This is a genomic window from Rahnella sp. 1L-D-7-B-C2 (assembly GCF_057290995.1).
This window is the reverse complement of record NZ_JBXAVQ010000034.1, coordinates 1-11,842: the sequence shown is the minus strand read 5'-3', so window position 1 is coordinate 11,842 and position 11,842 is coordinate 1. Positions and strand designations below refer to the sequence as shown.

Sequence of the window (11,842 nt, the reverse complement as noted above, 5' to 3'; positions counted from 1 at the left end):
GATACCAATGAGCGCAATGTTTTCCATGATAGTTCTCCGAATGAAAGCCTATCCTCAGCATAGTACCGGGAAGGAGGGAGTGACCATCTCATTAATTATCCTACTATAAGGGCTTCCCCGAACAGTCAACGCCGGTTTTTAATTTCTGTCTGTTCATCAATGAAAGGCAAGGGATGAGACTGCGCTACTATAATCGGTCACGCTGAATCGCTATTGATTCGGGCCCTGATGAAAGACGCTCGTGAGATCCTCCCTCGTTAATCGGATAGTGATATCCAGTAGGATATGCAGATACTTCTCTCGGGGTTATAACCCTTTATCATCAAAGAGTTACAGTTCAGTTACTACTCAGTTTAATTTTTCACGTTGTTGAATACAGTCTGAAGTCATCGCCGTAATGTAATGATGCCCAGCACAACCTCGCATTCTTGGCGGCGATTGCAACGACAGCACGCCAGTATCCCCGCCTACCAATCAACGAGCAGACCCAACGGCTAAACGAGTCCGTTCTATTCTCTGCCCCTACCATTACAGAACGGGCTCCCTGGACCAGCAGGGTTCGCAGGTAGGCATCACCCGCTTTTGTTATCCTGCCAAGCTTTGATTTTCCGCCACTACTGTATTGTGATGGCGTTAGCCCCAACCAGGCTGCCAGTTGGCGTCCGTTCTTAAAATCATGGGCATTGCCAATACTGGCGACCAGCGCACTCGCTGTTGTGGGCCCAATACCTTTCAGTTCCATTAACTGCTGGCTGCGATGATCTGTTTTGGCAACACGAGATAACACCCTGTCATATTCGGCGATTTTCTCTTCAATATTAGTTACATACGCTAATAGACCATCAATGCACAGCCTGACCTGTACTGTCAGAGTTTCTTTCTTGTCAGAAACAGCATGACGCAGAGCATCAGTGCTTTGTGGGGCAATAACCCCGAATTCAGATACCAGTCCACGAAGACGGTTATACGTCGCTGTTCTTTCCTGAATAAATCCCTGTCTTGTCCTATGTAAGCATTGCATTGCCTGCTGGCTTTCGTCTTTGACGGGTACAAATCGCATATGCGGCCGCTGCACAGCCTCACAAATGACTATTGCATCAGTTGCATCATTTTTCCCGGTCTTACCCGCCATGCGATAGGGTGAGACAAATTTCGGTGCCATCAACCGGACATCATGGCCATACTTCCTGAATAATCTTGCCCAATAGTGGGCACCCGAGCAGGCTTCCATTCCAATGACACAGAGAGGTAAACCAGCAATGAGTTCAGAAAGTGCTGCACGCGACACCTTGGGTTTAACCAGAACTGCTTTACCATTCTGGTCAACGCAATGAACAGCAAGCACATTTTTAGCAAGATCGATACCGACAATGGTGATGGTCATAATGAATCCCTCTGGGTCAATGTTTATCCCATAATTGCACGAAAGTTAATCAGGCGCTTATCCAGGGGAAGTCCCTTCCATTCGTTAAGCGGTTTAAGCTTAACGGATGATTTCGTCCCATTGAGCGGAAACCCCTGACCGTAAGGGATGTACGGAACTATCAGGCTGTCCGTTTGTAGTTGTACTAACTTTCGGACATACAGGCAGAGTGGTGTACGGTAATCGTCGGTTTAGTAAAGGATTATCGCGGCAGCCCATCACTCCGCTGCCTGCCGGATTATTCATCCATTTTTACGACACAATTCCGCCCCTGCCGCTTGGCTTGATATAAAGCAATATCTGCGCGCTCCACCAAGGATCTCAGTTCCTCATTGCCTTGGGTCTCTGCAATTCCACAGCTTATGGTGATCGGTATGGTTTTGCTTCCTGAGATTAACGGTGATTGTGCAATGTGCTCGGACAGGGTTCGCATACGCGCCACAGCTTGTTCGCCGTTGCATTCCGGCATCAACACCAGAAATTCATCCCCCCCCCAGCGACACATGCCGTCGGTGTACCGCAGAGATGTTTGTATCAGCCTGGCGATGTGCACAATGGCCAGATCGCCAATGCTATGACCGTGAAGATCGTTGATGGGTTTAAAATAATCGATGTCGATTATCGTCAAGCTCGCCAGCTTGCCCTGTTGCAACATATTTGAACGCATACGCAGGAAATGATGTTCAAATGCCTGGCGGTTCATGACACCGGTGAGCTTATCTTTGGTGGCCATTTGCTCCAGCCGGCGCTGATATCCGCCGATGGTCAGCCATAGCAGTAATAAAAACAGCACACTGACCACAATGCCGATGCTCAGGTTCTTCAGTAGCGTGATGAAAAGCACCTTTTCCAGAGGATGATTGCTTTGTTCAACCATCAAATACCAATCGAACTCGGGTAATAAACGAGTATTGAGTAGCACTTGCTGCCCCTGGACCTGATACCGGTAGCTTCCGCCGGGAACAGTAAGAATAGCGGTAGTCAGTGGACCTAATCCTGGTTGCTGCCTGATATTCGCTGCGCGTTGGAAGGATTGACCATGCAGGACTACTTGTCCGCTTTTATCTACAAAGTAGATAGTCCGGCTATAGCGCTGCTCATATTTTTCAATCAGCACCTTAATCTTTTCCACTGAAATACCAATACCAGTAACGCCGATAAAGTCACCTTTATAGTCATTGACCTTATGGTTAACGAATACGTCAAGATGGGTATGATCCTCTGGATCTGGACGGACATCAATCGAATAGGGTTTGTCCACGGGCAGCACTTTAGCCAGGAAGTACCAACGGTCCCGTAGGGTCTCTTTAGAGACTGTTTCGAGGATGCGTTTGGGGTCATAGTAACGATAGGTTTTATCAGAAACGAAATAGGAAAAAACGGTATCGAAACGATGGTCTATTTCGTTGAGGTAACGAATCATTGCATCAGGATCCTGTTCATGATTTAAAACCCAATCACGAACAAAAGTATCGTGAGCCATCAAAGATGCAATAAGAATGGGTTTCAAAAGATCTTGCTGAATTTCTGAATAGACATTATCACTGGTTAGAGGCAGGATATTTTCCTCAATTTCATTATTTAGGGATTGTCGTGCGACTTCGTAACTGCTCCAGCTAATGAGCATAAAAGCGGTTAATAGCATGAAAGTAAATAAAATAATGACCCGTGTTTTCGTCAACCAATAAGGGCTGTTCATTCAATTTCCCTAAAATGTCTTGTAATGGCAAACATGGTAAATGCACTCTGCCTAAGCAGCTAAGTCGGGCCTGTTACTCTTATTAGTGGAACCTAAATGATCTCATCTGTGCTTCGTCGTGCTAATGATTCTAGCCGTTCCGTGATCTCGTGATCCGTTACAGCATATTGTTACAAATTTCGTTCTACTGAGCGACAGACTTCTGTATAGCATATATTTGACATGCTCCCCCGTTCATCAGGTGTTATGTTCAATGCGAGTGACTTACGTGTATCCAAAAACCGCCCGGATGGGCATAAAATCATTTTTACTCGAACTGGTGGAAAAGGCTGGGGTGCATGGGGGATAAAATTGTCCTAGATTCGAGCGGTAAGAGCATAAAAAAAAGGCCGAGCGTCGGCCTAAATAAAGGTGGCAATTCTATTTATTGATAATGGATTACATGGATGTAACGGCCATAATTATATGGTCTTTTTTTTATAAAAAAAGTGCTTTTCCAGCCAATACCACTTATTGGTGATAGCTACTTTAAATTTTATTTTTGTCGTTTTTTTTGAAAATAAATACTGGATTTTCAGTGAAATTGTCTGCTTATAATTTTGACAACGAGAGAGTGGAGAGTATGTTGACTTCTGCCTTGATGCCGATTTTGGAGAAATAGAATGCTTGTTGCCCTGCGGTTTCTATAGTTGCTGGCAGGGATGAACATCGAGATTCGTCACACGGGCGTAATGGTAAATGCTAAACTTCGACGGCTATTTGGAGGTCACTATCTTTGTTCACGCGATCGATGATCCTGTGAACAATTTCATAGCTTTTCCCATTGTGAGTTTTTACATCGCCCGCAGCATAAATGCGATTCTCAGATGTTTTCACTACTGGAAGTTTCTCGCCATTTTTATCAAAGAAAATCCATTCATAATTATACATATAGCACCATTTTAAGTTGTTTTTTGTTATATGTATTATACCGGATAAAAGAATGTCGTTTCATTTTTTTAGCGATGTTCGAGAATCAGTACTTCGTTCGGTGATTTTGTTCTGGCGATATAAGAAACTGGCTACAATCGACATGGTCTGCCCTTGAACCGCAAATGTGCCGGCAGACACCGGCTACATGCTGACCTGCTCCCCGTTGATTAGTACACCCCGATGTTAGTAATGTCTTCATAAGCCACATGAGGACATCCCCATGAAGAAGCGTTTTTCCGACCAACAGATCATCAGTATTCTCCGCGAGGCTGAAGCCGGGGTATCCGCCCGTGAACTCTGCCGCAAGCACGCCATTTCCGATGCCACGTTTTACATCTATGGACTACCTCCGTTTTGCAAGTACTGAATCTGGTTTTGGTTGTTGCTTACATCTATCCGGCATCAGGAAAATCTGTGCCAAAATGGGTAATCCGCACACAATCGCCTCAACAACTGGACGGCCTCTGAGGCCAGTATAAAAGTCAGGTTCCGATTGTGCAGGGACAACCTGTCACCATTTCTCAGTACGCTGCAACTTTTTCTGGCAGGGTATTAACTGCCCAATACCTGATACTCGGTTTCATTTCTCAGCATCGACCAGATTATTCTCGCGTTTTTGTTAGCGACCGCCACGGTCGTTTTATTAATTCCGCGCCGCTCCTTTAACTGGTTAACCCACTGATTCATATAACCATCATTGTTATTCGTGGCAACCCTGACGACAGCGCGGGCACCATGAATAAAAAGTGTCCGCAGATGCTTGTCGCCCTTTTTTGTCATATTCATCAGTACCTGCCTGTCGCCACTCGAGTGCTGACGCGGAACCAGACCAAGCCATGCAGCAAAGTGACGGCCGTTCTTAAATTCAGTTCCTTTGCCGATAGCGGCAACAACTGCCGTAGCCGTTTTAGGACCAATGCCTTTAACTTTGGCTATACGCTGACAGGCTTCTGATTGCCTGAATACTGTTTCAATTTCCTTATCAAAAAAATGGATCCGACGCTCGAGATCGTTAAAGAGATCATAGAGTTCTGCAATTGTTCTGCGCATACGGAAGCTCAGACCGTTTTCTGCATCTTCAAGAATTAGAGGAATAGCCCGGCGAGCTCTGGAGACAGCGCTACCAATGGGGATCCCCCGGTCAAGTAACAGCCCTCTTATTTGACAAACTGTCGCGGTACGGTGATTAACAATACGCTGCCTTGCCCGGTGTAAAGCCTGGATATCCTGCTGTTCCGGGCTTTTTGGTGGCACGAACTGCATTGTCGGTTGCATCAGAGCCACTGCGATGGCCTGCGCATCATTACCGTCATTTTTTTGCCCACGGACAAAGGGTTTTACGTACTGAGGACTGATAACCTTTACTTTATGCCCCAGTTTCTCAAACTCACGCTGCCAGTAAAACGCGCCTGTGGATGCTTCGATCCCAATCAGACAGGCCGGAATATTTGCCAGCGTCTGGAGTAATTCTTTTCGACCAGTGCGTTTCGTATAAACCGGTTTGCCTGCCTGGTTTAACCCGCAGAGCTGGAAAACGTTTTTAGCCAGATCAATACCCAGAAATACGATATTCATGGTGATTCTCCTGGTGAGCACATTTCGTACAGTTAACCGCAATGGGAGGAGGTAGTCCATCCCATTACCTGGCGTAAGAAGTATGGCGGTATGGAGGTGCCTGAGGTTAAGCGCCTGAAGTCGCTTGAGGAAGAGAACGCCAGACTCAAGAAGCTGCTTGCCGAAGCCATGCTGGATAAAGAGGCGCTTCAGGTGGCTCTTGGGCGAAAGTACTGACGACAGACCAGAAGCGGGAAGCCGTGATGTTGATATGTGATGCGACCGGTCTGTCGCAACGTCGTGCCTGCAGGCTCACAGGTTTATCTCTGTCGACCTGCCGCTATGAGGTTCAGCGCCCGGCTGCAGATGCGCATTTATCAGGGCGCATCACTGAGCTGGCACTGGAGCGCAGGCGTTTTGGCTACCGTCGCATCTGGCAGTTGCTGCGCCGTGAAGGACTACATGTTAATCATAAGCGCGTGTACAGGCTTTATCACCTCAGTGGCCTGGGCGTAAAACGCAGAAGACGTCGTAAAGGGCTGGCAACAGAACGTCTGCCGCTGCTCCGTCCGGCGGCACCCAATCTGACCTGGTCGATGGATTTCGTCATGGACGCATTGGCCACCGGGCGCAGGATCAAGTGCCTTACCTGCGTAGACGACTTCACGAAGGAATGCCTGACGGTCACTGTTGCCTTTGGGATTTCAGGCGTGCAGGTCACGCGTATTCTGGACAACATTGCGCTGTTTCGCGGCTATCCGGCGACGATAAGAACGGATCAGGGCCCGGAATTTACCTGCCGCGCACTCGATCAATGGGCCTTTGAGCATGGCGTGGAGCTGCGACTTATCCAGCCCGGCAAGCCGACACAGAACGGATTTATTGAGAGTTTTAACGGACGCTTTCGCGATGAATGCCTGAATGAACACTGGTTCAGTGACGTCAGTCATGCCAGGAAAACCATCAGTGAATGGCGTCAGGATTATAATGAGTACCGCCCGCACTCCGCGCTGAATTATCAGGCGCCGTCTGAATTTGCGGCGGCCTGGAGAAAGGGTAATTCTGATAGTGAAGGATCCGACATTACTAAGTGAGCGTTGTATCTAATCCTGGGGGCAGGTCAGGGCTCGATCATTATCAAGATATCTGCATCATTCTGAGTCCAATGCATTGGAAACTTCTAACAGCGGGCAAATTAGAAACGATGAAACCTGGAACAAGAAATAAACTTTATGTTGCCTGTTCTAGGGCTCGAGGAGATATTTACTTTATCCCCGAAAATCTTTTTAAACGTTTTAAGATTAAGCAGTAACTTCTTGTGCAGTCACTGAAAATTATTCATGTAGCTTTAAAATTTAAACCTTCCATTAATGAATGTGAGATCACTTTTTAACATAAACCTGACCCTGACCCAAAATCCTGCTCCATTCAGAAACAGAATTCCGGCATGATAAATACTCCTCTGAATGGGGGCCCGATGGAAAAGTCGCGATTCACCGAAGAGCAGATTGTCTTTGCCCTGAGGCAGGCTGAACTGAGTGCGCCACACCTGGCGACAGAGTTGCTGATCAACCATAATTGATGCCAAAGCATAAAACTTAAATTGATAAGATAACGCAATTTGCGAACCATAAATTACTTTTAAAACAATTAGTTAAATTCGTATAATCCAGCCTTACGTCAAAAATATGTTCTCGTAAGAACTTCACGGGTTTGATTAACACCATTTAGCGTAATTGCTATCTCTTTCATCCAACCAACAGAGGAAACAGATGTGGCCCTTCTAGATTATTTAATAAGTTTTCAACTGTGGGATGCATCCTCGTCTGTCTCAGTCATGAAGATGCTTGCAGAGCAGGCGGAAAAAAATGTCAACCAAGCGATAAGCGATGCCAATTTGCCTGGAGCAGTGAAGAAAGGAACGTTTGATGAGGAATTTGAAGATCACGAAGGAAACGTTCACATCTTCGAAAGGGACTACTATGCATGCGGTTCATGTATTGGTAGCGACTATGCCGAAGTCAAATCTGAGTACATACACCTGATCAGCCAGCTCACACGGCGCTCCGCTTTTCTTACCATATTCGGCTTATTTGAGCATCGTATGATTGATTGTCAGAAATTTATGATTTCGCTATCCGGCTACACAGATAATAACAAACGTACAAACAGACGCGAAAAGTTAGAAGATTGCCACGCATTCCTTACGGATGTCATTGGCGGAAAAGGGATTGCAGATGTCGATCACCTCATAATTCTCCGAAACATCATGGCCCATAACGACGGTTTCGCTTCCAAACATAATGAAATCTCAAACCGAATAGGGAAGAAGACGGAGAGTGAAAAAAGACAATTACGCGCGATAAACCGGGCTGAAAATGAAAACGCGGGGATCTCAGTCAATGATTTTGACGGGGTTCTCATGGATAAAACCTTTCTGATGTACGTCGTCGGGGAAATCAATCGGTACATTGAGAGCCTGGATGCAGCAGTCCGAAGGTTTCATAAAGAGATGACTCAAAAGCCTGCTGGAACGAATTCAAACGTATGACAAGCTAATGTACCTGAACCAAGCGGTCGAAAAAATTGCAAGCGGTAGATTGGTAGCGTATATTTGATGCAAGCCAACAAAAATGTTTGTACTCAGGTAAGGTCAAATGTCTCCATCAATCGTTAAGTCAGAACAACATGCCCGCTATGACAGAGTGGCAAAAGAAGTTCTACGCGGTGATCGCGAGTACAAACCTGCGCCGAAATCACGCTACAGTGTCTCTTCAAAATTCTCGTCTAAGCAGCCAGTTAGCTTTGCTTGATTAGGAAGACTGCGGCAAAATGAACCATCATTCAATGATGGTTTTTTTATGTCTGAAAACGAAGCAATTCCCCCATTCGAACAAGCCTATCTCCTGAATACTCAGCTCATCGCTAGCGGTGACCAGCTGCGTGACGCCGTGATCACGGTCGGCGGCCAGGCGGTACAATATTGGGTTTCCTATTTCCATGAACAGTATGGTGACGAGTTGCCGGATCAGCGTCTGGTCACCTCCATTGACGTTGATTACTCCGCGAAAAAGCATGATGTCCAGGCGATTGCACGTGCCCTGAACGTTGATGTGTCATTAAACGATGCGGGTAATCCTCCCTCGGTTGCCCGGTTCCTGTTGATAGACAGCGAGACGAAACGCATTAAAGGCGTGGAGGGACGACACTTTTCCGATCCTGAAGCCCCTGAAAATGCCAACACCGTAGATGTCATTGACTGGCCCGCAGGTTTTGAAGAAGAAGACTTCATCGGCAAAAAGTTGTTGTTAAACACTGAGCCCTTTCTGATCAAGATCCCAGAAAGTGAAGGCCCGGTGATGCATGACAAGGTGAGGGTGCTGAACCCCCTTGCCTGCATGAAATCACGTTTTGCCAATTTGAGGACTTGGCGGCAGCGGCGAGAGGTTGAACTGGCCAGGATCAATGCATTAAAAATCCCGTGCTTCTTCTTTATCCTGGAAATGTTCGACCACCTTCACTTCAGGGAGGCAAGGGCCCATTTTATGAATCTCTATGCTTTAGCCTGGGACGAAAAATATCTTCCTCTTCAGACTGCGATCCACGATGCCAAACACAATATTTCTCTGTTGCCCATACTCGAGAAAGTGCATGAGTATCTGGTTGCCCACTTTGACGACTTTGATGTCCCCGAGGATTTCGTTCACAAAGACCTGCCGAACCGGCTCAGGCAACTGAGCGAACGCGTTGAACGTTATGTCATTTTAGGGAACAGGTTCAAAAAAAATCAGTAAAAAAGGGCGGTCAATAATATGACTGCCCTTTTTATTAACGTGAGTTAGCGTGAGCTTGGCGGTTAACGAAAACGCTTTAGGACATAGCCTTTGCGCGACAACATCAGAAATGGCCAAATATCTGGCGGGGTAGATTTCCCGCCTGCATCATCGCCAGCCTGGCCTGCTCAACGTCGTACCCAAAGTTCACCTGGTGTTGGCCAGCGACATCGAACAGGAACAGCTTGGTATACACCTCGGTGGACTTGAAGGACTTATGGCCCATCAGCGTTTGCAGGACCTTGGGGTGTATGCGGTTGAATAAAATGTGCATCGCAAAAGAGTGCCGGAAGGATTTGGGGATGATCGGCCTGATAGAAAACATGACACCGTCACGCTCTGCGGCATCGATAGCGCGCTTCAGCCACCGCGATATGGTATCCGGCGACACCGGCCACAGGGGTTCTTCCACTCTTATCTTCAGCGTCGCGACAAGTGAGGTCATTCTTTCACGATAGGTGGTATCCCACACCGGCACGTCGCGTACCGGCAATTCTGACTCTTTTGGCCGACCGCGACCGCGCGTTCGCTGCTTCAGCGTGGGCAATTTAATGGCGGGCATCGCCTGTTTGAACAACAGTGAAGCTGGCGTGAGTGCCAACGCCTCGCTGGGCCTGGCCCCGGTATTCCATATGGTTTCAAAGAACGTGCGCTGACGCAGATCAGGGAGATAGCTCAGCAGTACGGCGACCTCCGGGGCGAGCAAATACGCCGGCGTGTTGGGCGTGGACATGGCCAGCTGCCGCATTGAAAACACCCGCGCCCAGTCCGGCCCACCGACGGGCATCAGCATGGCGGGAGGGAGTATTTTCACGTCGTCGGGATTTTTAAAATCCACAGTATTGGTTCTCAGATTTCACGTAGCGTTGTCATTTTGCTGACGCCGGCGAAGACATTTTTGCGCATGCGCAACTTTCACCGTCGGGTTCACCACGGCCACCCGACGAAAGTACTTGATATACGCCGCACGGCATGACCGATCCGCCATTATTATGCCAGAGGATCCCGCCGTCATAATTACCCTAAATTGTACCGCATTGTGCGGAAGTTTCTTTCTATATGTCGTTTTGCCGCAGCCTTTTTTTGACGAAACTGACGGGCAGGGCGCACAAAACCCGCATATAGTATGTAACTTATTGCATTGATACTACATAGGCGAAAATGACGGGGTGCGGCGTTTGCGGATCTTTACCCGTTTTGCCGCAAGTGAAACGAAACATGATGATTTTGTAATATTTGCCTTTACTATTTATTACATTGATGTGATTATGCTTTAACTGATTACACGGCGAGACTTTTCCCATGAGTGAGAACAAGCTTAAGTTAGTGCAGTGCAGGATCCCGGTATCTCTTGACGAAAAATTGAAACAGCTGGATTTGAACGTCAGTGAGGAAATTCGTAAAGCACTGAACTGGAGCGTATATAAAAATCTTTCGTTAGAAAGCGGTCTGAATATTTCGGTTACTTACTCTCCGAGGGAGCCGCGTGATAAGTTTCGTCAGGAAGAATATTTAATTTACGCCAAAATAGAGGGATTAACCGCAGGATTGCTCGAAGAAACAATTAACTTTTTACTTCCTGAATTTAATTCTGAGAATGTTGAGCCAATGCGTATTTATCCTATAGCTCAGTATCGTGCAATTTTTCCCGGATGCCGGAGTCAAACGAATAACCGATTGCTGGGAACGAAAGTTGTAAATTTAGAATGGAATGCCGTCCTGATTTTTATGGATAGCGAATTGGCAGAGGATCCAGAAACGTTTCTTGAGCTCGTCTGTAGGCGGATCGAGGAAGCAATTCGTAAAGCAGCTTTCGACCAACTCTATATTAATATGAAGGAAATGAGAGTTAGCGATAAGGGTGAACTAGAAGAAGGCATATTTAAACGCTATCACAACTGTGTCATAAATTACAATAGACCAGAAAATTATGAAGCGGGAGCCTGGCAATTCGAGGTCGTATTATCTCAAGAGGCTATGGAAAATGACGACCTTATTGGTGACTACTTTTTCATTCCAAAATTGCCGAACCGTCTAATTCTTGTTGACGGTCAGTATGCACGCGCAGCCATGAATCCTGAAACAAATGAATATGAGATCACTATGCAATTCATTAACGGTAAGTCCAAGGCGCATGTTTACACGAACGGCATTTCAGAAAATGAAAACCCAACCTCTTTAAAAGAAGTTTGTGATGCTATTTCGAGGTCCATTACTAAATCCACACGCGTTTAAAGGTCTGATATGCTCACAGAAATAGAAATTTGGTAATGACTCCAACTTATTGATAGTGTTTTATGTTCAGATAATGCCCGATGACTTTGTCATGCAGCTCCACCGATTTTGAGAACGACAGCGACT

9 protein-coding genes and 2 pseudogenes are annotated in these 11,842 nt (G+C 46.6%); 5 read left to right on the top strand and 6 right to left on the bottom strand.

The genetic code is table 11. From position 1 onward, the window contains the following. Window positions 1–361: 361 nt before the first annotated feature. The 3 genes from AC0Z7K_RS24165 to AC0Z7K_RS24155 form a co-directional block, all read right to left on the bottom strand. Window positions 362–1,384, bottom strand: coding sequence for an IS110 family RNA-guided transposase (locus AC0Z7K_RS24165; protein ID WP_112198560.1), 1,023 nt, complete (start codon window positions 1,382–1,384; stop codon window positions 362–364). Between the two features lie 277 nt (window positions 1,385–1,661). Further along, entirely contained in the window at window positions 1,662–3,122 is a 1,461-nt protein-coding gene (locus tag AC0Z7K_RS24160; RefSeq protein ID WP_112198559.1) for a sensor domain-containing diguanylate cyclase, read from the bottom strand. Between the two features lie 741 nt (window positions 3,123–3,863). Beyond that, entirely contained in the window at window positions 3,864–4,052 is a 189-nt protein-coding gene (locus AC0Z7K_RS24155; RefSeq protein ID WP_157962150.1) for a hypothetical protein, read from the bottom strand. A gap of 262 nt (window positions 4,053–4,314) precedes the next feature. Here AC0Z7K_RS24155 and AC0Z7K_RS24150 point away from each other — a divergent pair. Then, a pseudogene (locus AC0Z7K_RS24150) lies at window positions 4,315–4,434 on the top strand (transposase); the annotation flags it as partial. 212 nt (window positions 4,435–4,646) lie between these two features. Here AC0Z7K_RS24150 and AC0Z7K_RS24145 read toward each other — a convergent pair. After that, the gene (locus AC0Z7K_RS24145) at window positions 4,647–5,669 is read right to left on the bottom strand and encodes an IS110 family RNA-guided transposase (RefSeq protein WP_485616248.1); all 1,023 of its coding nucleotides are present in this window, start codon (window positions 5,667–5,669) and stop codon (window positions 4,647–4,649) included. 66 nt (window positions 5,670–5,735) lie between these two features. On the opposite strand from AC0Z7K_RS24145, the pseudogene AC0Z7K_RS24140 reads away from it, so the two are divergent. The 3 genes and pseudogenes from AC0Z7K_RS24140 to AC0Z7K_RS24130 all read left to right on the top strand — a co-directional run. Further along, window positions 5,736–6,742: pseudogene (locus AC0Z7K_RS24140) on the top strand (IS3 family transposase); the annotation flags it as partial. A gap of 680 nt (window positions 6,743–7,422) precedes the next feature. Then, the gene (locus AC0Z7K_RS24135) at window positions 7,423–8,199 is read left to right on the top strand and encodes a hypothetical protein (RefSeq protein ID WP_013578358.1); all 777 of its coding nucleotides are present in this window, start codon (window positions 7,423–7,425) and stop codon (window positions 8,197–8,199) included. Between the two features lie 310 nt (window positions 8,200–8,509). Continuing rightward, window positions 8,510–9,442 (top strand): ABC transporter permease, encoded by a 933-nt coding sequence (locus AC0Z7K_RS24130; protein ID WP_485616245.1) that lies wholly within the window; start codon window positions 8,510–8,512, stop codon window positions 9,440–9,442. Between the two features lie 103 nt (window positions 9,443–9,545). Here AC0Z7K_RS24130 and AC0Z7K_RS24125 read toward each other — a convergent pair whose 3' ends face one another. Beyond that, window positions 9,546–10,319, bottom strand: coding sequence for a tyrosine-type recombinase/integrase (locus AC0Z7K_RS24125; protein ID WP_485616244.1), 774 nt, complete (start codon window positions 10,317–10,319; stop codon window positions 9,546–9,548). A gap of 464 nt (window positions 10,320–10,783) precedes the next feature. Between AC0Z7K_RS24125 and AC0Z7K_RS24120 the strand changes: the two genes are divergently transcribed. Beyond that, complete coding sequence (locus AC0Z7K_RS24120; protein WP_485616243.1) at window positions 10,784–11,716, top strand: hypothetical protein; 933 nt, start codon at window positions 10,784–10,786, stop codon at window positions 11,714–11,716. A gap of 46 nt (window positions 11,717–11,762) precedes the next feature. On the opposite strand, the gene AC0Z7K_RS24115 is transcribed toward AC0Z7K_RS24120, so the two are convergent. Then, a partial coding sequence (locus tag AC0Z7K_RS24115) for an IS1 family transposase (RefSeq protein WP_001401901.1) occupies window positions 11,763–11,842 on the bottom strand: 80 nt, incomplete at its 5' end.

Excerpts from the sequence above, each read along its gene's own strand:
- AC0Z7K_RS24155 (WP_157962150.1), bottom strand. The coding sequence starts at position 4,052 with ATGTATAATTATGAATGGATTTTCTTTGATAAAAATGGCGAGAAACTT.
- AC0Z7K_RS24120 (WP_485616243.1), top strand. The coding sequence starts at position 10,784 with ATGAGTGAGAACAAGCTTAAGTTAGTGCAGTGCAGGATCCCGGTATCT.
- AC0Z7K_RS24160 (WP_112198559.1), bottom strand. The coding sequence starts at position 3,122 with ATGAACAGCCCTTATTGGTTGACGAAAACACGGGTCATTATTTTATTT.
- AC0Z7K_RS24145 (WP_485616248.1), bottom strand. The coding sequence starts at position 5,669 with ATGAATATCGTATTTCTGGGTATTGATCTGGCTAAAAACGTTTTCCAG.
- AC0Z7K_RS24165 (WP_112198560.1), bottom strand. The coding sequence starts at position 1,384 with ATGACCATCACCATTGTCGGTATCGATCTTGCTAAAAATGTGCTTGCT.
- AC0Z7K_RS24130 (WP_485616245.1), top strand. The coding sequence starts at position 8,510 with ATGTCTGAAAACGAAGCAATTCCCCCATTCGAACAAGCCTATCTCCTG.